Annotated in this window: 29 protein-coding genes and 2 pseudogenes; 27 read left to right on the top strand and 4 right to left on the bottom strand. The window is 52.9% G+C overall.

Annotation, left to right across the window (positions count from 1 at the left end):
* The first annotated feature begins 169 nt into the window (after positions 1 to 169).
* From fbaA to SFA31_RS00140, 4 genes are all read left to right on the top strand, one after another.
* Positions 170 to 1246, top strand: a complete 1077-nt coding sequence (gene fbaA / locus SFA31_RS00155; protein ID WP_322836174.1) for a class II fructose-bisphosphate aldolase — start codon at positions 170 to 172, stop codon at positions 1244 to 1246.
* Positions 1247 to 1425: 179 nt separating this feature from the next.
* Positions 1426 to 2286, top strand: coding sequence for a small-conductance mechanosensitive channel MscS (mscS, locus tag SFA31_RS00150; RefSeq protein ID WP_322836173.1), 861 nt, complete (start codon positions 1426 to 1428; stop codon positions 2284 to 2286).
* Positions 2287 to 2678: 392 nt separating this feature from the next.
* Positions 2679 to 3329 (top strand): arginine exporter ArgO, encoded by a 651-nt coding sequence (argO, locus tag SFA31_RS00145; protein ID WP_322836172.1) that lies wholly within the window; start codon positions 2679 to 2681, stop codon positions 3327 to 3329.
* A gap of 191 nt (positions 3330 to 3520) precedes the next feature.
* Positions 3521 to 4288: an oxidative stress defense protein gene (locus SFA31_RS00140; protein WP_322836171.1), complete on the top strand. Its 768-nt coding sequence runs from the start codon at positions 3521 to 3523 to the stop codon at positions 4286 to 4288.
* Between the two features lie 374 nt (positions 4289 to 4662).
* Here SFA31_RS00140 and SFA31_RS00135 read toward each other — a convergent pair.
* Positions 4663 to 5238, bottom strand: a pseudogene (locus SFA31_RS00135) (TonB-dependent receptor domain-containing protein); the annotation flags it as partial.
* Positions 5239 to 5505: 267 nt separating this feature from the next.
* Positions 5506 to 6033 (bottom strand): helix-turn-helix transcriptional regulator, encoded by a 528-nt coding sequence (locus tag SFA31_RS00130; protein WP_322836170.1) that lies wholly within the window; start codon positions 6031 to 6033, stop codon positions 5506 to 5508.
* A gap of 151 nt (positions 6034 to 6184) precedes the next feature.
* On the opposite strand from SFA31_RS00130, the gene SFA31_RS00125 reads away from it, so the two are divergent.
* On the top strand, positions 6185 to 6397 hold the full coding sequence (locus SFA31_RS00125) for a helix-turn-helix domain-containing protein (RefSeq protein ID WP_322836169.1): 213 nt from the start codon (positions 6185 to 6187) through the stop codon (positions 6395 to 6397).
* A gap of 19 nt (positions 6398 to 6416) precedes the next feature.
* Here SFA31_RS00125 and SFA31_RS00120 read toward each other — a convergent pair whose 3' ends face one another.
* On the bottom strand, positions 6417 to 6878 hold the full coding sequence (locus tag SFA31_RS00120) for a hypothetical protein (protein WP_322836168.1): 462 nt from the start codon (positions 6876 to 6878) through the stop codon (positions 6417 to 6419).
* A 48-nt stretch (positions 6879 to 6926) separates the two neighbouring features.
* Here SFA31_RS00120 and SFA31_RS00115 point away from each other — a divergent pair, with 48 nt between their 5' ends.
* The 21 genes from SFA31_RS00115 (at position 6927) to SFA31_RS00015 (ending at position 17358) form a co-directional block, all read left to right on the top strand.
* On the top strand, positions 6927 to 8927 hold the full coding sequence (locus SFA31_RS00115) for a transposase domain-containing protein (protein WP_322836167.1): 2001 nt from the start codon (positions 6927 to 6929) through the stop codon (positions 8925 to 8927).
* A gap of 30 nt (positions 8928 to 8957) precedes the next feature.
* Complete coding sequence (locus SFA31_RS00110) at positions 8958 to 9896, top strand: AAA family ATPase (RefSeq protein ID WP_322839259.1); 939 nt, start codon at positions 8958 to 8960, stop codon at positions 9894 to 9896.
* A gap of 2 nt (positions 9897 to 9898) precedes the next feature.
* A complete protein-coding gene (locus tag SFA31_RS00105; protein WP_160621597.1) occupies positions 9899 to 10138 on the top strand; it encodes a hypothetical protein in 240 nt (79 codons plus the stop codon).
* 13 nt (positions 10139 to 10151) lie between these two features.
* Positions 10152 to 10415 (top strand): hypothetical protein, encoded by a 264-nt coding sequence (locus tag SFA31_RS00100; protein ID WP_322836166.1) that lies wholly within the window; start codon positions 10152 to 10154, stop codon positions 10413 to 10415.
* On the top strand, positions 10415 to 10654 hold the full coding sequence (locus tag SFA31_RS00095) for a host nuclease inhibitor protein (protein ID WP_160621598.1): 240 nt from the start codon (positions 10415 to 10417) through the stop codon (positions 10652 to 10654). The genes SFA31_RS00100 and SFA31_RS00095 overlap by 1 nt, the downstream gene beginning before the upstream one ends.
* 2 nt (positions 10655 to 10656) lie before the next feature.
* Complete coding sequence (locus tag SFA31_RS00090) at positions 10657 to 11181, top strand: host-nuclease inhibitor Gam family protein (protein ID WP_322836165.1); 525 nt, start codon at positions 10657 to 10659, stop codon at positions 11179 to 11181.
* 94 nt (positions 11182 to 11275) lie between these two features.
* Positions 11276 to 11551, top strand: a complete 276-nt coding sequence (locus SFA31_RS00085; protein WP_322836164.1) for a hypothetical protein — start codon at positions 11276 to 11278, stop codon at positions 11549 to 11551.
* The gene (locus SFA31_RS00080; protein ID WP_322836163.1) at positions 11544 to 12014 is read left to right on the top strand and encodes a hypothetical protein; all 471 of its coding nucleotides are present in this window, start codon (positions 11544 to 11546) and stop codon (positions 12012 to 12014) included. The genes SFA31_RS00085 and SFA31_RS00080 overlap by 8 nt, the downstream gene beginning before the upstream one ends.
* Positions 12015 to 12096: 82 nt before the next feature.
* Positions 12097 to 12552, top strand: coding sequence for a hypothetical protein (locus SFA31_RS00075; RefSeq protein WP_322836162.1), 456 nt, complete (start codon positions 12097 to 12099; stop codon positions 12550 to 12552).
* A complete protein-coding gene (locus SFA31_RS00070) occupies positions 12549 to 13001 on the top strand; it encodes a hypothetical protein (RefSeq protein ID WP_322836161.1) in 453 nt (150 codons plus the stop codon). The genes SFA31_RS00075 and SFA31_RS00070 overlap by 4 nt, the downstream gene beginning before the upstream one ends.
* Entirely contained in the window at positions 12985 to 13482 is a 498-nt protein-coding gene (locus SFA31_RS00065) for a regulatory protein GemA (RefSeq protein WP_322836160.1), read from the top strand. The genes SFA31_RS00070 and SFA31_RS00065 overlap by 17 nt, the downstream gene beginning before the upstream one ends.
* An 80-nt stretch (positions 13483 to 13562) precedes the next feature.
* A complete protein-coding gene (locus tag SFA31_RS00060) occupies positions 13563 to 13955 on the top strand; it encodes a hypothetical protein (protein WP_322836159.1) in 393 nt (130 codons plus the stop codon).
* A 90-nt stretch (positions 13956 to 14045) separates the two neighbouring features.
* Positions 14046 to 14465, top strand: coding sequence for a Mor transcription activator family protein (locus SFA31_RS00055; RefSeq protein WP_322836158.1), 420 nt, complete (start codon positions 14046 to 14048; stop codon positions 14463 to 14465).
* A 112-nt stretch (positions 14466 to 14577) separates the two neighbouring features.
* Positions 14578 to 15084, top strand: a complete 507-nt coding sequence (locus tag SFA31_RS00050) for a lysozyme (RefSeq protein WP_322836157.1) — start codon at positions 14578 to 14580, stop codon at positions 15082 to 15084.
* Complete coding sequence (locus tag SFA31_RS00045) at positions 15071 to 15454, top strand: DUF2570 domain-containing protein (protein ID WP_322836156.1); 384 nt, start codon at positions 15071 to 15073, stop codon at positions 15452 to 15454. Before SFA31_RS00050 ends, SFA31_RS00045 begins: the two co-directional genes overlap by 14 nt.
* A 158-nt stretch (positions 15455 to 15612) precedes the next feature.
* Positions 15613 to 15810, top strand: coding sequence for a hypothetical protein (locus tag SFA31_RS00040; protein ID WP_322836155.1), 198 nt, complete (start codon positions 15613 to 15615; stop codon positions 15808 to 15810).
* A gap of 1 nt (position 15811) precedes the next feature.
* Positions 15812 to 16111: a DUF2730 family protein gene (locus SFA31_RS00035; RefSeq protein WP_160621609.1), complete on the top strand. Its 300-nt coding sequence runs from the start codon at positions 15812 to 15814 to the stop codon at positions 16109 to 16111.
* Positions 16108 to 16395, top strand: coding sequence for an ArsR family transcriptional regulator (locus SFA31_RS00030; RefSeq protein WP_322836154.1), 288 nt, complete (start codon positions 16108 to 16110; stop codon positions 16393 to 16395). Before SFA31_RS00035 ends, SFA31_RS00030 begins: the two co-directional genes overlap by 4 nt.
* A 9-nt stretch (positions 16396 to 16404) precedes the next feature.
* Positions 16405 to 16983 (top strand): DUF3486 family protein, encoded by a 579-nt coding sequence (locus SFA31_RS00025; protein ID WP_322836153.1) that lies wholly within the window; start codon positions 16405 to 16407, stop codon positions 16981 to 16983.
* 8 nt (positions 16984 to 16991) lie between these two features.
* Positions 16992 to 17168 carry a hypothetical protein gene (locus tag SFA31_RS00020; RefSeq protein WP_322836152.1) on the top strand — a complete coding sequence of 59 codons (177 nt, stop codon included), beginning with the start codon at positions 16992 to 16994 and terminating at the stop codon, positions 17166 to 17168.
* A complete protein-coding gene (locus SFA31_RS00015) occupies positions 17161 to 17358 on the top strand; it encodes a hypothetical protein (RefSeq protein ID WP_322836151.1) in 198 nt (65 codons plus the stop codon). Before SFA31_RS00020 ends, SFA31_RS00015 begins: the two co-directional genes overlap by 8 nt.
* Here the strand turns inward: SFA31_RS00015 and SFA31_RS00010 are convergent.
* Positions 17333 to 17539 carry a hypothetical protein gene (locus SFA31_RS00010; protein ID WP_322836150.1) on the bottom strand — a complete coding sequence of 69 codons (207 nt, stop codon included), beginning with the start codon at positions 17537 to 17539 and terminating at the stop codon, positions 17333 to 17335. The genes SFA31_RS00015 and SFA31_RS00010 overlap by 26 nt on opposite strands.
* A 71-nt stretch (positions 17540 to 17610) precedes the next feature.
* On the opposite strand from SFA31_RS00010, the pseudogene SFA31_RS00005 reads away from it, so the two are divergent.
* Positions 17611 to 19071 (top strand): annotated as a pseudogene (locus SFA31_RS00005) (hypothetical protein); the annotation flags it as partial.

Here is a 19071-nt window from a genome sequence, read left to right as displayed (position 1 = left end):
TATTCACTCATTTTTATTACTTCTATTTCGTCAGGGAATCGATGGGTAGCGCTAATCGGCTACTCATGTACCGCAGCCGTATTCATTGGTTGTTAACACCACGTTTGCGGCGAGCGTCGGTTAACTGCGCGAGTTGAGTAACACTGCCGAAGATACAGGACAATGAACTATGTCTAAAATTTTTGATTTCGTAAAACCTGGCGTTATCACTGGTGACGACGTACAGAAAGTATTCCAGATAGCAAAAGAGAACAGCTTCGCGCTGCCGGCAGTAAACTGCGTCGGTACTGATTCTATTAACGCCGTTCTGGAAACTGCTGCCAAAGTTAAAGCGCCGGTTATCGTACAGTTCTCTAACGGCGGTGCCGCTTTTATCGCTGGTAAAGGCTTTAAAGGCGAAGGCCAACAGGCCGCAATTCTGGGCGCTATCTCTGGCGCACATCACGTACACCAGATGGCTGAATACTATGGCGTTCCGGTCATTTTACATACCGACCACTGCGCGAAAAAACTGCTGCCGTGGCTGGACGGCCTGCTGGACGCCGGTGAAAAACATTTTGCTGCGACCGGTAAGCCGCTGTTCTCTTCCCATATGATTGATCTGTCTGAAGAATCGCTGGAAGAGAATATTGAAATTTGTTCTAAGTATTTGGCGCGCATGGCGAAAATTGGCATGACGCTGGAAATTGAACTGGGTTGCACCGGTGGCGAAGAAGACGGCGTGGACAACAGTCATTTGGATAACTCCGCGCTGTATACTCAGCCGGAAGACGTGGATTATGCCTACACCAAGCTGAATGCGATTAGCCCCCGATTCACCATTGCGGCTTCTTTCGGTAATGTTCACGGTGTTTATAAGCCGGGTAACGTTCAGTTAACGCCGGTAATTCTGAAAAACTCTCAGGAATATGTCTCTGAGAAGCATAACCTGCCGCACAATAGCCTGAACTTTGTATTCCACGGCGGCTCTGGTTCAACCGCTGCGGAAATTAAAGAAGCGGTTGGCTATGGCGTTATCAAAATGAATATCGATACCGACACTCAGTGGGCAACCTGGGAAGGTATCCTGCAGTATTACAAGAAAAACGAAGGCTATCTTCAGTCTCAGCTGGGTAACCCGGAAGGCGACGACAAGCCGAATAAGAAATTCTACGATCCGCGCGCATGGCTGCGCTCAGGCCAGCAGACTATGGTGGCTCGCCTGGAACAGGCATTCAAAGAACTTAACGCGGTCGACGTGCTGTAATTTTATCTGGTCGTGTCTAAAAGCCCGCCATTGGCGGGCTTTTTGTCTGGTTTTTCTCATCATCTCTGCAGCTTTGCTGCGTATCCTGGTATAATCCGGCGTTTTATTACCCTTTGCAGGCTTGTTAGCCTGCGGGCTACGGTTTTCATCTGACCATACAATGAGAGAAGGAGTCGGAAATGGACGATCTTCATGTAATAGGCGGCATTCAAAGCGCTGGCGACTGGCTGGTGCGTAATCAGGCACTGCTATTAAGCTATGCGGTGAATATTGTGGCGGCGATCGCGATTGTCATCGTCGGTTTTGTTGTGGCGCGGATGTTATCCAAAACGACTAATCGCCTGATGCAGGCGCGCGGTATCGACAGCACCGTTGCAGATTTCTTGTCCGCGCTGGTGCGTTACGGCGTTATTGCGTTTACGCTGATCGCTGCACTCGGGCGCGTAGGGGTACAAACGGCATCGGTTATTGCCGTGCTGGGTGCCGCAGGTCTGGCCGTGGGGCTGGCATTACAAGGTTCACTATCAAACCTGGCGGCGGGCGTGCTGCTGGTGACTTTTCGTCCTTTCCGCACCGGCGAGTATGTTGATTTAGGCTCTCATGCCGGTACAGTATTGAACGTGCAGATTTTTTCAACCACGCTGCGCATGAGCGACGGAAAAATTGTGATTGTCCCGAATGGCAAAGTGATTGCCAGCGACATCGTAAATTATTCTCGTGAGCCGGTGCGTCGCAATGAATTTATCATCAACGCCTCCTATGACGCGGATATTGATGAGGTGGTTAACACGCTGTCTGCTATCGTTGCAGCCGATGAGCGTATTCTAAAAGATCGCGAGGTCGTGGTGCGTTTACACGAGCTGGGGGCTTCCTCGGTCAATTACATTGTGCGCGTCTGGAGCAAAAGCGGCGACTTGATGCCGGTCTATTGGGATTTCCTGGAACAGGTAAAACGCCAATTTGATGAGAAGGGGATTGGCCTGCCTTATCCGCAAATGGACGTGCATATTGTGCAAGAGTCGCAGCCAGAAAATGCCTGAGTATCGCTATCCCGATTGCCGGGGAGAATCCTCTGGCGGCGGGCATATCGGCGCCGCTAATTCCGCGTTTTTCTCAGGATGCTAAGCGGCGCGATAACATCCATTTCCTTTGTAAGCTGGCCGAGGCCAGCTTTTTACTGCCAGCTAAAGCCACGGTTTGTGGGCGCGATTTCAAATAAATTGCGCTTTGAAAGCCGCTGCACAGGCGCGAGAGACAGCGGGTGCCTGCGCTGGCGTGTATTCATCCGTTCGTAGCCATCTGCCCCGCGACAGGGCAGGCGCGTGAAACCATCTGAGTATTAGTTTCCCTGATGCGTAATTAAAATTACCCATTTCCTCTAATGTGACTGAATGGATACACTGCGCTTTTTCAGGGTTAAAAGGATGAGGCAGTGCTGGGATATTATTTTCAGGGGCTTATGTTAGGCGCGGCGTTAATTTTGCCGCTGGGTCCGCAGAATGCGTTTGTATTGAATCAGGGGATCCGCCGGCAATATCACCTAATGGTGGCGCTGCTGTGTTCCTTAAGCGATACGTTGCTTATCGGTGCCGGTATTTTTGGCGGCAGCGCCCTGTTAATGCGTTCGCCGTGGCTGTTAACGCTGGTGACATGGGGTGGCGTAGCTTTTCTTATCTACTATGGCTGGGGCGCGCTGCGTACAGCATTTAGTAAACACATGGCGCTGGCCGAGGCTGAAAATATGGGGCAAGGGCGGCTGAGAATTGTGGCTACCATGCTGGCCGTCACCTGGTTAAATCCGCACGTATACCTGGACACTTTTGTCGTTTTAGGCAGTATCGGAGGGCAACTGGCGTCGATACCAAGACGCTGGTTTGCTTTAGGGACGGTGAGCGCCTCATTCTTGTGGTTTTTTGGCCTTGCACTACTTGCGGCCTGGCTTGCGCCGAGACTGCGCACTGTTTTTGCTCAGCGCGTAATTAATACGCTGGTTGGCGGCGTAATGCTATTTATTGCCTGGGGGCTGGCGCGCGAGGGTTTGCATCACCTTGCGGTGCTAAGGGGAACTATCTCCGGAATCTGATAGACAAACATACCGTACCCACTATGCTTCAGGCTGGTCTCCCCTTTGGGGGGTAAAAAGCGCTTGCATCTGAGTCATCATTTATGCCGAATACCCTGCTGTATCCCACCCATAATTTGGGCCAGCGGCGTTATTTCCGGCCTGATGCACGGCGGGAGCGTTTATCCGAAAGTATGCATGGAGGAAGAATCGTGAAGTTTACAGTACTGGCACTGACTGCCGCACTAGGGGTTGGCAGCATTTGCGCTCAGGCCGGCGAATTGCCCGATGGCCCGCATATTGTTACCTCGGGAACGGCAAGCGTCGATGCGGTTCCTGATATCGCCACGCTGGCCATTGAGGTCAATGTTTCCGCAAAGGACGCGGCTTCTGCGAAGAAGCAGGCCGATGAGCGTGTGGCGCAGTATTTAGGATTCCTGCAAAAAAATGGCGTTGAGAAGAAAGATATCAGCGCGGCAAATTTGCGTACCCAGCCTGAATACGATTACCTGAAAGACGGGAAATCACAGCTTAAAGGCTATCGCGCCGTGCGTTCCGTAGAAGTGACGGTACGTAAACTGGATAGCCTGAATGAGCTATTAGACGGTGCGCTGAAGGCGGGGCTAAATGAAATTCGCTCCGTATCACTCGGTGTGGCCAATCCGGAGCAGTTTAAAGATAAGGCGCGGCAGGCGGCGATTGATGACGCTACCCGGCAGGCTCAGCAACTGGCGAGCGGTTTTCATAGCCAGCTAGGCGCGGTTTACAGCGTGCGTTATCACGTGTCGAATTATCGCCCGGCACCGGTAATGCGGATGATGAAAGCGGACGCCGCACCCGCCGTATCGGCACAGGAAACCTACGATCAGCAGTCTATCCAGTTTGACGACCAGGTTGACGTGGTATTTAGCCTGGAGCCGCAGCAGCGGTCAGTTAATCAGGACCCTGCTAAACATGATACTGCTAAGCAGGCCGAGTAACCATTCGGGCTGGTGCGAGGGCAGTTTTAATGCAGCCGGGCGCGATAACGCGCGCCCGGTAATTTTAATCCACGATTTTGTCATTTGTCCCTGGCGCCGGCGCGCGGTTTTATTCCTTTCTCTGAGACGATGATTTTTAGCTTCTGCGCTATTACGCTCTGACGATAAGCTGTCGATGAGCGCGGTTGCGTTTCATCGGTGCGATAACCGCTATCGCCCGAGTGCCTCGGTTAGTCATTGAGTTTCGGGCAGCTTACCTGTGCCGGAACGCAGCTATGCGGTTACCTGACATATTAAAGAATTGAAGCCTCGCCGCAGTGAGAGCCAGAACCGTATCTGTACGCGTTCGCCGCCTGGCGGCTAATGAATATGCGTCATAAGAACTGATAGCTCAGGGTAAGGCCAACGCCGTAATTGCGCCCTGGAGCAGGTTCATAGTATCGCCCGTTGCTTTCATTAACGATGACAGATCCCGCATAGCGTTTATTAAACAGATTATCCACCCGGGTATACAGGTCGGCCGTCCAGCGCTCCTTCACGAACTTATAGCCCGTACTTAGGGCGGCGGTGGTATAGCCGGGCGCTTTAGCCGTATTGGCGTCATTCGCTTGAATACTGCTGAGATAGCGTACTTCTCCAGCGGCGTACCAGCCCTGCTCCGGCTGCCAGCCCACGGAAGCAAACAGGCTATTTTTAGCGATACCGGGCATTCGGTTATTGCGCATGATACGGTCGCCGACGTTTTCACGATAGGTTGCGTCCAGCAGCGTCCAGGCCGTTTTTATGCGCCAGCTATCGTAAACGATTTGATCCCACGCGGCTTCAATGCCGCGGCGGCGCGTCGATCCAGCATTCTGATAACTGGTTCTGCCATTGCTGCTGCTGGCGGTCACAATCTCATCGCGGGTGCGGGTTTCGAATAGCGCAAGGCTGATTAACCCATTGCCGACTGTATTGATTCACTAGAGGTACGACATTAAACCGGGATCAGATTGGAGGGTACGGGAATTGGTGGGACGTAGGACTGGTAAGGCTTGGGCCGCTTAGATGCTTGGGATTTGCACCTCAGCTATGAAATACGACAAATTTCAAAATCCAGGTAGTTGGTTCATTTTAGATACGAAATTGACTTTGATCACCCACACATGTTCAAGCCAGCTTCAATAGCTTCCCATGCTGTTAAAATGTGGGGAGGTAGCCGTGCGTACACAGCTACCTTAACCAGTTTTCTTATGGGTTAGCGGATTGCTCTTCGAGAACGCCGAAGACGTGCGCTGTCCAGCGGAATCACGTTCTGACACACTCTCTGTAGAGTTTGTTAGGATGCTAGCAAACAATGCTGTCTTTCCTCCATTTTTAAACGCCTCCACAGCCCTTAATAACTCATCTCTCGACATTGAGCGAGCAATGATATCCCACCATTCCTGTAATTCTTTATCGGAAACTTCAATCTCATTCTTTTTCTGGGGTGCGTCATCTGTAGTTCCTGTGAGAAACCATTCCAACGGCTTGCCGCTTGCGCTTGCTATCGCAGGGAGCTTGTCAATCCCGGGGTATGATTGTCCCCTTATATAGCGACCGATTAGTGAATCTGACATTCCGCACTTTTTAGCGAACGACATGACAGATTCATTTCCTATAGCCTCCTTCAGCCGTTCACCAAATTGCATTATTGAACTATCAGTGAAGATGCGATCTGCATTTTTGCTGCTTTTTTCATCTGAATCTGTATAAGTATATGACATAAGCTGAAAATCCCGATGTAAGTTGACTGCAATACAACTCTGCAAATAATGCGAATTTGGCTTTACATCCGCATTATTTAGCGGTATTGTTTTCCCGTAACCGGTAGCCGATGGCGGCTACCGTTATCGGTAAACATTTAAGGATCGCAGAATGTCAGTAAAAAACCAAGACTGGCACGCGGAGCAGGTGAAGGCCGCCGTTCGCATGAGGGGTAAAACGCTATCGCAGCTATCACGCGAAGCGGGGTTGAAGTCTGACACCATGCGTAATGTATTTCGCTGCCATATCCCGCGCTATGAGGCAATTATCGCCGGATATCTGGAGCTCGACCCGGCGCAAATCTGGCCGAGTCGTTATCAGTAAGAGGGAAATTTTATGTCTTTCAAAACTTTAATACGTCGAGTGTTCGCACCCACGCAACAGGAAGCTTGCCAAAACCAAGTAGCCACTCAATACGAGTGCGATAAGAAATTGGCAACAACAAACCCGTCGCAGCTCCCTGCTCATCTACGCACTGGTCGGAATATTCAACAGCCGCAATCGCCCGATTCAAAAGCTGTTGCATCAGCCAGCGATCGTTCGGTGTGGTTGAGTCCAGGAGACAATCGGTCACGCTACCGTTTTCGGAACTAAATCCCAGGCACTCCAGGAGTTGAACCAAGAGAGCCGTCCAGCTTTCATCGGTCATTTTCCTTTGTGTTCGCCGGACAGGAAGAAGTTGTTTAGACAGAGATAAAAGTTCGTTTTTTATCTGCTCTGGTGTGAACAACGTCATAGCATCAGGGAAGCGAGCTGGGTTCTCGCGCAATGAATCAGCGGGATTATTGCAAATGTGTAACGTCATGATAATTGACCTTTTTTGTATTGAAAATCAGGTTATGGAGAAAACAGCGTGTTAAGTCAATGGATAACTGTCCAGGAATGCGTTGGTTTATCCTGCCTCCCTGGACACGCCGTAAATGTACGGCGTCATCTGGAACGCCTCGTTGAGGGGCACCCTGAGTTTCGCCGTAAACGGTCCGGAACCAAAGCAATAGAGTATCGCCTTGACGTCCTGCCCGTTGAAGCCCGCGCCGAGCTGCTGCTAAAGCAGGGTGCGGTTGAAACCAGCCAGGGCATTGTTGAACTTGCCCGCCCGGCGTCATCCTCTCTGGACTCAGAGCGGCGCGCTCTGTGGCAGCGCTGGGACGCGGCCAGTGACTCACAGCGTCAGCTCGCTGAACGCTGGCACCCTGTGGTGATGCTGGCCGACGAGCTGATCGCGAGCGGCATCACCGCAAAAACGGCCTTTCAGACTGCGGCCAGTCGTTATGAGGTCAGCGCTGCGTCGTTGCGGGATAAGTATTACCGGGTACAAAAATATGCAAAGCAGGACTGGGTTGCTGTCCTGATTGACCGGCGCGGCGGCGCGAAGCATGAATCAAAACAGGTCGGTTTCGACGAAGACGCCTGGCAGTTCCTGTTAGCTGATTATCTTCGCCCCGAGCAACCGGCATTCCGCAAATGCTATGAACGCCTGGAGCTGGCCGCCCGTGAGCACGGCTGGAATATTCCCTCCTATTCCACCGCGTACCGCCGTGTGCAGCAGAATGTAGACAGGACAATGGTTGTCGCCTGCCGTCAGGGTGAGCACGCGCTGATGCATCTGCTTCCGACCCAGCGCCGAACGGTTGAACACCTGAATGCACTGCAATGGCTAAATGGTGACGGCTATCAGCACAACGTCTTTGTGCGCTGGTTTAACGGCGAGATATTACGCCCTAAAACATGGTTCTGGCAGGACGTTAAGACCCGCAAAATCGTTGGTTTCCGTTGTGATGTGAGTGAAAACACTGACTCCATTCGCTTGAGCTTTATGGACGTCATTAAGAAGTACGGCATCCCGGAGGATTTCCACATCACTATCGATAACACCCGCGCAGCGGCTAACAAATGGCTGACCGGCGGCGTTAAAAACCGCTACCGCTTTAAAGTGCGTGAGGACGACCCGACCGGGCTTTTCCCGCTGATTGGCGCCACTATCCACTGGACGAGCGTTGTTGCGGGCAAAGGCTGGGGCCAGGCAAAACCCATCGAGCGCGCCTTCGGTGTTGGTGGCATGGAGGAATACGTTGATAAGCATCCGGCGCTGTCCGGTGCGTACACTGGCCCGAACCCAATGGCGAAGCCGGACAATTACGGCTCACGGGTAATTGAGGCCGAGCAGTTTCTGGAGATTCTGGCCGAGGGCGTGGCGATGTTTAATGCGAAGGTCGGGCGCCAGACTGAAATGTGCGCAGGTCAGTTTTCCTTCGACCAGGCTTTCGAGCGTGAATTTCCAAAAACCATCGTTCGCAAGCCTACGGCAGAGCAGTTGCGCCTGTTCCTGCTGCCAGCGGAGGCCGTTACAGTCAACCGCAAGGGCGAGTTCAGCCTTACCGCAGGCGGCACGCTGCGCGGCGCCAAAAACGTTTACCACAATATGGCGCTGATGAATGCAGACATCCGAAAAGTGGTCGTGCGCTTCGACCCGCAGAACCTGCATGGCAACGTTTTCTGCTACACACTGGACGGCAAATTTATCTGTGAGGCCGCCTGTATCACGCCTGTAGCGTTTAATGACACTCAGGCCGGGCGTGAACACTCCCGCCAGCAAAAACGGCTTAAAAAGGCAACTGGCGCCGCTATTGCAGCCCAGAAGCAGAAAGACGCACTGGAGATATCCGAGCTGATGCCCCGTCTGGCCGAGCCGGAAGCGCCGGAATCCCGTGTTGTTGCTGTATTCCGCCCCCAGACACACGGCAATACCGCAATAGCGCACGCAGTTGACGAGGAATCACTGCCTGATAACGACGAATATCTGAATAATTCGCTGGATATTCTCGAATTAAATAAACGCAAAGACATTATTTAAACCGAATTTAAATAACTGGAGTTAATTATGGTGAATATTACCGATATTCGCGCAGGCCTGCGCACGCTCGTTGATGCCGGTCGCACCACTTACGCTCAGGTGGCCCGTGAAACCGGAATAAGCTCCGGCACAATCAGCGGTTTCATGAATGATAAATATAATGGCGACAATGAGCGCGTTGCTATCACGCTGTCCCGCTGGATTGAAAACCAGAACGCCGCCTCAGAGCTGCCGGAGCCGCCACGCTTTATCGAAACTCAGACAGCGAAGCAAATCTGGACGTCCATGCGCTTTGCCCGCCTCACTGAGAGCATTGCGGTTATTTGTGGCAACCCCGGCGTGGGCAAAACCGCCGCCGCCCGCGAATATTGCCGCTCAAACGACAACGTGTGGATGATTACGATCACCCCGTCCTGTGCCAGCGTTCTGGAATGCCTGACAGAGCTGGCGTATACGCTGGGGATGAATGATGCCCCTCGCCGCAAAGGCCCGCTGTCCCGCGCCCTGCGCCGCCGCCTGGATGGTACGCAGGGGTTAGTTATTATCGACGAATCTGACCACCTGCAAATCGAAGCACTGGAGGAACTGCGTTTACTCCAGGAGTCAGCAGGAATCGGCCTGGTGCTGATGGGGAATCACCGTGTTTATTCCAATATGACCGGTGGTAACCGCACTGTTGAATTTGCCCGCTTATTTTCTCGTATCGCAAAACGCACAGCGATAAATAAGACCAAAAAAGCGGATGTTAACGCAATTGCTGACGCCTGGCAGATTACCGGCGATAGCGAACGCCAGTTATTACAGGCTATTGCTCAAAAGCCTGGAGCGCTGCGCATTCTGAACCATGCCCTGAGACTGGCTGCTATGACGGCTCACGGTAAAGGTGAACGTATTAACGAAGTTTATTTGCGTGATGCATTCAGGGATTTAGATCTGGACGTTGATATCGGCTCTTTGTTGAGGGGATAAAGATGATTATCGAAAAAATAGCTGAACATATCAGCATGGCAGAAGCGGCGCAGGACTGGCTGCGCCAGCGCGGTAGCCGGGTAACTGATATTCGCGTTTTTATGCGCCGCCCGCTGCTTGAGATTGCCTGCCCGCCTGCGGAACTGGTGCAGCGCGCCACCCGAATTATTGAACGTTGTGAAACCGGCACCCGCTCCGTGTGGATTGCCAGCCTGAATGATTGCCAGATTATCTGGCGCTGAGAGGACATGAATAATGGCTAAAGTGACTTTTGAACTAACCAGTGATTTTTCTCATGAGTTAAAAGACGGTGTTCTTGATGGATTAAATGTAAAGGTCAATGTTGAATTTAACAATGATAAAAATACGCCATGTGGTGCCGTTATTACCATGATGGCAAATCACCGACAGGAAATTTGCGCCTTCGCAATGGAAAAAGTCGTAGAGTACCTTCGCGCTAATGGGAAGGTAGCCAGTTGTGGAGTTTATTCTCCTGAATCTAAAAAAGGTTTGCACTAATGAAAATCGTTGCTTACGCCTGGGCGTCAGGCTTAATCGAATTCGGTAAATCATGCCCGGACGGCGCGCTGCCCGTTCTGGTTGGTGACAATAAAGAAGTGCGCTCTGCGGTAAGCGTCCTGGCACGCCATTCCCGCACTAATGACGATCTGCTGGTGCCGGGAGTACCCGAAGCGGCAGACCAGAACGAGGCCGTAAAGGCCTTATCCCGATTCGCAAAAAGACTGAGAGAGTTTTAATTATGGCCAGTAAACCGAAACGCATTAAAAACGCTGCGGCGCTGTATGTTCCGCAAAGCCGCGAGGATGTTGTTCGCGATATCCGTAAGCTTGGCGATGTTCAGCGTACTGTGGCCCGTATGCAAACGGAAATGAACGACAAAATCGCCGCTATTACGGAGGTCTATGCGGAGCAAATGAAACCGCTTGAAGACGACTTCAAAATGCTTTCAGCAGGCATTCAAAGCTGGTGTGAAGCTAACCGCGATGACCTGACGAACAATGGAAAAGTTAAGTCAGCAAATCTGGTGACAGGTGATGTCTGCTGGCGAACTCGCCCGCCATCCGTCACCATTCGTGGCATGGACTCAGTTATGGAGACTCTGAAGCGACTGAAGCTTGAACGTTTTATTCGCACCAAAGAGGAAATCAATAAAGAGGCCATCCTGAACGAACCGAAAGCAGTTGTTGGAGTGGCAGGTATTAAAGTTAATTCGGGCATTGAGGACTTTTCTATTATTCCGTTTGAGCAAACGGCAGATATTTAAATCAGTCTGAATTAATAAAAAACCAATTTTAGATTTTATTCGGCGCAGCGCGTCGGGGACTCGTTCGCGCCGAATACAGCAAAAGGAACATTTCATGAACGAACAAGAATTAATTTCGATGATTATCGACCTTCAGTCATGGCACCAGAACCGTGTCGATAAATGTCAGATGATTATTGATAACAGGGATGCTGATATCTGTTTGCATATGGGTGATTTAGGCGATAACCAGGTGCTGGAATTCGGTGCTCACACTAAAGAAGCCCGCTTTATCAGAATCGGTGTTCAACTGGCCCTTCTTCAATTCAAGCCATTCCCTGTCACCATGAAACAAGTTGATGACGACGCGGAGGATGAAGGCGATGAATAAATCCCGGATTTACGATGCAGCTCTGGCCCGCTGGGGGTTTGATGCTCAGGTGTTAACAGTCTCGGAAGAATGCAGCGAACTGGCCGCAGCCTGCACACGTTTTGTTAACCACAAAGCTAACGGAAACTCCGTCGCAGAAGAGGCTGCGGACGTTGAGATCATGATTGAACAGCTACGGCACAACGGTATGAATGACATGATTGAGCAGCAAAAAGCCCGGAAACTCACCCGCCTCGCCCAGCGTGTTGGCATTGAATCCGAACCCGTTAGCCCGTTCGCACCAGCAGTCAGTGAGTTGCTTGCAGAAGCGCGGGAACAGTTTGAAATGGCTGAAGCGCTGTATCTCGACTCAGGAACCAGTAAGCGCCTTTCGGCTGCTCAGGCTCGGATGGCAATCGGTCTGCTCATGCGCGCCGCTCAGGCGATGATTAGCGAGCAGCAGCGGGCGGAGGCGCGGCGATGAAATATACCCCATCCGCGCAGGCTTTCCTGTGGCTGTTGTTCGTTGGCAGTTCGTTCCTGGTCTATAAACTGGCGGTGATGTTATGAGCATTATTACTGAGATTAAATCGTTTATCCGGGCCAACGGTCCGGCTACCTGCCGCGATATTGCAGCGGCGGTTAATGCGGAGCCCCGCGATATTATTCCCGTTCTGCGTAATGCCGTCGATCGCATGGCGCTGTCAGAGCGCAACGGATTTTATGACCTGCTCTCCACAGAATCGCGACGCCAGTCTTTCAACTGGATTGAAGGGTGCGCCCTGCCTGGCTGGGTTTATCGCCTGGCCCGAGGCCCGAGGACGTGCGAATCCATTGATGTTGTTGTCGAACTCAATTCAATAAAGCAGGAACAAGGATGGCCCAGCTTTATCTTCGCGAGTATTGATGTCCGGTTAGGCTGTTTTAAGTGCCTTTCAACAGGTGAGATTGTAGACCGGTATGTGCTGCGCTATATGCCCTTAGACACCACGCCTTCTGCTCGTAACGGAGGCGCATTATGATAAGTCGTGAGCAATGGAGCGGTATTGAAAACACTCTCAAAAATGGCTTTTTTGAGGTGGTGAAATTCAAAATGCCGTCTGGTGAAGAAATCACCGTCCAGAAATCGCCGGTATCAGAAAATAAGATGGCACTTATTGTCTGGATAGACGGTAAGCGCAGCACCGCCTGGGGTTGGCCCGATCATGATGAATTTCGCACTCTGACCCGGCAAATCTGGCGCCGCAGAACCTTTAAACCAGGGGCACCCATTATTCGACGACTCTCAAAAACCAAGCAGGGCCAGCGGATTCTAAAGAGTAAAGAACATGCAGACCTGCACAAAGTGTTTGAATACTGGGACTGCTGTTTCAACACGGCATCATCCCTTGTGCGCCAGTTCCGTAAAATCGATGGGCTGGAGCTAGTAGAGCCTGTGGCCGGGGGGGGGCGTGATGACGAACCGCGCTAATCTTATCAGGCTGATCCACGTTGCCCGTCGTGCGCTGGCGCTTGATGACGATACCTATCGCGTAATGATTGGTCGCGTGGTTCCGGGCAAAACAAGCTGTCGCGACCTGAAGCCTGCCGAGCTTGAACGGGTGTTGCATGCCATGCAGGAACAGGGATTTAAGCGGCGCCAGCCATCACGCACGGCTCCCGCAGGCGTTACAGATAAAATCCGGGTGATATGGCGCATCATGCACCGCGAAGGGCACGTGACAGATGGCAGCGACAAAGCGCTGGATGCCTTTGTCCAGCGTACCACCCGCGTTAAGAACGGCGGCGCTGGTGTTGCTCGCCTGGCATGGTTGCGCGGCGAGCAGGCTTCTGTCGTTCTGGAAAGCCTGAAACGCTGGCACATGCGTTGTATGTTGGAGCGATTGCCAGATACAGGTATCCGCCGTACCTATGAGCGAGTCTGCGAACTGTACAAAAAAACGATACGTTAACAGGGGTTGCGCTCCGTCAATGCGAGGGGCGCGCTCTGATGGATAATGGCCGCATTTGACGGGGGAGGAGGAACGAAAACGTGATTAACACCAGGTGGATAGCGGGGGTTTTACTGGCAACGTGCAGCATGATGGCTGCGGCGGCTGACGCCAGTAACCCCGATGAAGAAACGGTAAAGGCTGACCCTGCGTCTGGTTTCTGGTCTTGTAATGGCATCCGGCTGCACATGGGTGTAAACATGGTATCGTGGACTAATCTTGATACCGGCGATATGTTCACTCGAACAGAAGATCCATCACCAGTTGATCCAGCAGATAAGGACGAGAAAGTAAAGGGAACAGACTATCTCTATGCCTGGACTAAAAACCCGGCGGTTATGAAACTTTTTGTCGTGGATAAAACGGGCAAAAATCTCTATATGCGTGATGACCTTAAATATTACAAAGTATATCGCTGCAAGCGAGACAAGTAATCCGCCCGGTTATCCGAATAAATCCCGCTGATTTGCGGGATTTTTTTTGTATACTGTATACTCACTGTACAAACGATCAGGAGGTGCAGCATGGCAGAGCAGCAGACAGACATGTTCGATAATGACCCGCAACTGGAGCAGGTACTCGGGCATATCGACAAAATCCCGGCAGCAGAGCTTGAGGCGGCGTGGCCTCAGTCTCTCGTTGACCTGGTGGATGTGATGGAGGCAGAGTTAACCCGCCAGGGTGTCACGGGTGACCCACGCGCCGCAGCGCGCAAGCTGGCGGTGGCAATGAGCCACTACATGGGTGGCCGCGCCTATTACCTGCCGACCGGCGTCCGGATGCTGAACGCTATCCGCGATGATATGATTTACTGCGAGTTTGATGGTCGCAACATCGAACATCTGCGCCGCAAATACTCCCTGTCCCAGCCCCAGACCTACAACATTCTGGCCCAGCAGCGCCGCCTGCATACCCGACGCCGCCAGCCTGACATGTTCGCCTGACCCATCCCTGCAACCGGCTGCGCTCGAGAGCGCGGGTTGTCATATTGCATAAGAAACCCACAACTAACCGCCTGACTTTTATCCTCGGTTTAAATTCTTACGGAATAAACCGATGGCCTCAAAGCTCCCCAAAACCCTGAGTGCGTCGCTACTGGCTATAGTGCTGGCCGGGGGCGGCTACCACGAAATGACCCGCGAAACGCTGGTACATCTGGAGGGCGTCGCATATGAGCCGTATCGCGATGTCGCCGGAGTGCTGACGGTCTGCGTCGGCCACACCGGGCCGGATATCCAGATGCGACGCTATACCCACGCTGAGTGTATGACTCTGCTCGACCAGGATTTAAAGCCGGTTTATGCCGCGATTGACCGCCTCGTTACCGTTTCCCTGACGCCGTACCAGCGCACCGCGCTGGCGACGTTCGTCTTCAACACCGGCACCGGAGCATTTGCCAAATCTACCCTCCTGAAACGGCTGAACGCCGGTGATTTTGCCGGAGCCCGTGACCAGATGGCCCGCTGGGTATTCGCTGCGGGTCATAAGTGGAAAGGACTGATGAACCGGCGCGACGTCGAAATGGCGATCTGGAATGTCAGGGGGCCGGATGATCTTAAGTAACTATCTGTTGATGGGCGCCGGTGTAGCCGCAGCAATCAGTCTGGTCGTTGCCACTCACTGGATTGATAACCTGCGCAGTGACAACGCCACACTGCGGCGGGACTTGCAGTCGCAGACTCAGGCCCGTAACACCGCCGAATGGTTACTACAGAACCAGATGCAGGCTATGCAGGTTTTTTCCGCTATCAGGGCCGCAAACATCGCTGCCCGCGCCGCAGATGAGAATCAACGTGATGAAGCAAAACAAAAAATCACCGCTGCAACGGCTGACGTTTGCGGTAATGGCCCCGTGCCTGCCGCTGCTGCTGGTGAGTTGCAAAGACTCGAACGCGCTACCCGCGCCGCCAGTGGTTTTATCACCTCAGATTGACGCAGATCTGCTGGCCCCCACGCCGGTTCCGGCTATGCCGGTGCCGCTCCTGTGGCGCAGCTCGTTGTTGTGGAATGCCGACCTGCTGACGGCGCTCGGGCAGTGCAACCGCGATAAGGTGGCGGCGCGCCAGCAGGACGAACAGAGGAAACGAATTTATGGACGACCAGACCCCGGAGCTGGACAGCCTGCTCCGTGATATCTGGCAACAACAGGGGTGTGCGTATTCTACCCCACAGAGGGCACCGTTTGATTCGCCCCGCGCCTGCGCCGGTTGTGGCAGGCCAATAGCGCCGTCCGTGCTGACCGTTCAGCCGATGGCTACCCACTGTCATTACTGCCGCTCAGGGGGCTGATATGGATTTTTACCCGGTGCTGACCGGTGCGCTGGCGCTCCTGAGTGCCGTTGCAGGTATCGCCTGGTGGGCGCTGCGTCGCACGTTCGCCAGCACGGAGCGGGTCGAGCGACTGGAAAACCGCCTGACCGAAATGGAAACACGTTACGCCAACATGCCCGGCGCGGAGGACATGCATGAGATGCGCCTGCGCATGGCTGATATGAGCGGCGAAGTGAAGGTGCTGGGCAGCACGATGAAAGCCATTTCACACCAGCTTGAACTGTTACTCGAAAACGCTGTGAACGGAAACAAACGATGATTAACGACATTCTGACCGAAGACCGCCGCCTGGTCATTCTGCGTTCTCTGCTGGACTGCAATAACGAGGCGAATGAGTCGATTTTACAGGACTGCTTGGATGCCTACGGCCATAACATTTCGCGTGACCTGGTTCGGGGGCTGATTGACTGGCTGGCTGAGCAAGGGCTGGTCACCGTTGAGAGCCTGAGCGGCTTTTATGTCGTTACCATTACCGGGCGTGGTCAGGACGTTGCCGAAGGCCGTGCAAAGGTTTCCGGCGTGAAGCGCCCGCGAGCACGCTAAGGAGATCTGATGGAAAAGAAACCCACCCGTGGCCGGGCTTCAAAAGTGGATTTACTGCCAGAAAACGTGCGTAAAACGCTGCATGAAATGCTGCGTGATAAGGCCCTTCCGCAGGCGCAGATCCTTGAAGAGATTAACGAGCTGATTGAAGACGCCGGTCTGCCGGAAGATATGAAACTGTCACGCTCCGGGCTGAACCGCTATGCGACAAGCGTCGAACAGGTCGGTCACAGTATGCGACAGCTACGCGAGGCGACGTCGCAACTGACCGCTGATCTCGGCGACAAACCAATGGGCGACACAACCAAACTTATTCTCGAAATGGCCCGTGGGCAGTTGTTCAAACTGTTTATGTCACAGGTCAATAACCCTGATATGCAGGTTGATATTGACATGCTGAAAAACGCCATGCTGGCCGCGCAACGGCTTGAGGCAACGGCAATGTCCAGCCATAAGCGCGAGAAAGAGATTCGCCAGGCGTTCGCAGAAGAAGCCGCTAACGCAGTTAGTGACGAACTTCGCGGGCAGGACGGGATGAGTGAGGAGCTGGAGCAGCGCATCCGCAATGTGCTGCTGGGCAAAGCGTAGGAGGAACGATGCAACAAAACTGGCAAACATGGCTTAACCAGTCCCATGCGAATACGTTCAGAGTGGCTGTGTTGTCGCCGCTGGTCACGGACCGCTTTCGTCGTCTGGTTACTCAGGCGATCAATGATGGTCTTACCCTGGAAGATTTTACTTATCTGACTGAAAGAGAGATGAAAAATGGCTGAAGAAAAAATTGAATATAAAAGTTCAACGGAGCTGGCGCTGGAACTTTACCCCGTGATTAAGAGCATGATTGATGGAGACCCGCGGGTCAGATCCGGCGTTATGGTTATTGCTCTGTATCAGCTTATGCAGTTGGTAGATGGCCCGTTTACAGCGGGCCAGGTAATCAGTAGTTCTCAGGTCCATCGGTGATCTTTTTAGCAACGATATCAAATAGCGTCAGAAATAGTTGGTCATTGTATGGGCCACCAGTATCGATAGATAGCGCATTTTGAACAGGGATTTTATGCGCGTTGTTTATTGTAGCTTGCGTCAATGTTGCTGCGATCTGAGCAATTTGAATCTTCTGGTCAATGGTGAGTTTTTCTTTCATTTGAGCCTCTTTTGGGTGTGTAAAAGCCACGACACATTATCAAAGAGGCTTGTTTTTTCACAGGTAATGCGATGGCAAAAGCACAACTAAAACGCCTGAAGCCGCTTTCTGAACCCCGCCAGATTGATCTTCAGGAAGAGGCGACAAAACTCGGCGTCGATATTGTTACCGATATTGCCAGCGCCCAGCCAGCTAACGAGGCAGTCTTCCTCGGTTATCAACGCAGGTGGTTCGAAGACGAAAGCCAGATTTGTATCGCTGAAAAGTCACGCCGTACTGGTTTAACCTGGGCTGAAGCGGGTCGCAACGTAATGACGGCGGCGAAGCCACGTCGCCGTGGTGGCCGTAACGTGTTTTACGTAGGCTCCAAACAGGAAATGGCGCTGGAATACATCGCCGCCTGCGCGCTGTTCGCCAGGGCGTTCAACCAACTGGCGAAAGCTGACGTCTATGAGCAGACATTCTGGGACAGCGACAAAAGCGAAGAAATCCTGACCTACATGATTCGCTTTCCGAACAGCGGTTTCAAAATCCAGGCGCTGTCCTCTCGCCCCTCTAACCTGCGCGGCCTCCAGGGCGACGTGGTGATTGATGAAGCGGCATTCCATGAATCGCTGGACGAGCTGCTCAAAGCAGCAATGGCGCTCACGATGTGGGGCGCCCGCGTGCGTATTATCTCCACGCACAACGGCGTCGATAACCTGTTTAATCAGTACATTCAGGATTCACGCGAGGGACGCAAAGACTACAGCGTACACCGCATCACCCTGGACGATGCGATCGCCGATGGTCTGTATCAGCGTATCTGCTATGTAACCGGTCAGGAATGGTCGCCGGATGCCGAAAAAAAATGGCGCGACGACCTGTACCGGAACGCGCCGGATAAAGAGTCCGCCGACGAAGAATACGGCTGCGTGCCGAAAAAATCCGGTGGCGCCTACCTGTCCCGCGTGCTGATTGAAGCAGCGATGACGCAGGCCCGCGATATTCCAATCTGCCGGTTTGAAGCCCCGGACGACTTCGAATCGCTGTCACCGGCGACGCGTGAAAACATCGTGTCCGACTGGTGCAATAATGAGCTGGCGCCGCTGCTGGGCCGCGCTGAATCCGAACCACAAACACGCGTTCGGCGAGGACTTTGCCCGACGCGGCGACCTGAGCGTATTTATCCCGCTGGAGATTACCGAAGACCTGCGCAAGCGCGAATGTTTCAGGGTCGAGCTGCGCAATCTGACCTATGACCAGCAACGCCAGATTATGCTGTTCATCCTGGCGCGTCTCCCCCGGTTTATTGGCGCTGCATTCGACGCCACCGGTAACGGTGGCTATCTGGCAGAGGCGGGCGCGGCTGGTCTACGGCCCGGAGATGATTGATTGCGTTCATCTCACCACCGCATGGTATCAGGAGTGGATGCCAAAACTTAAGGGCGAGTTTGAAGCCCAGAACCTCACCATCGCACGCCACCAGACCACGCTGGACGACCTGCTGCAAATCAAGGTCACCAAAGGCGTGCCACAGATTGATAAAGGCC

Source organism: Erwinia sp. HR93 (assembly GCF_034555055.1).
GTDB lineage: Bacteria > Pseudomonadota > Gammaproteobacteria > Enterobacterales > Enterobacteriaceae > Apirhabdus > Apirhabdus apintestini.
Note: the sequence above shows the minus strand (reverse complement) of the source record. Positions and strands in the feature narration are given on the sequence as shown.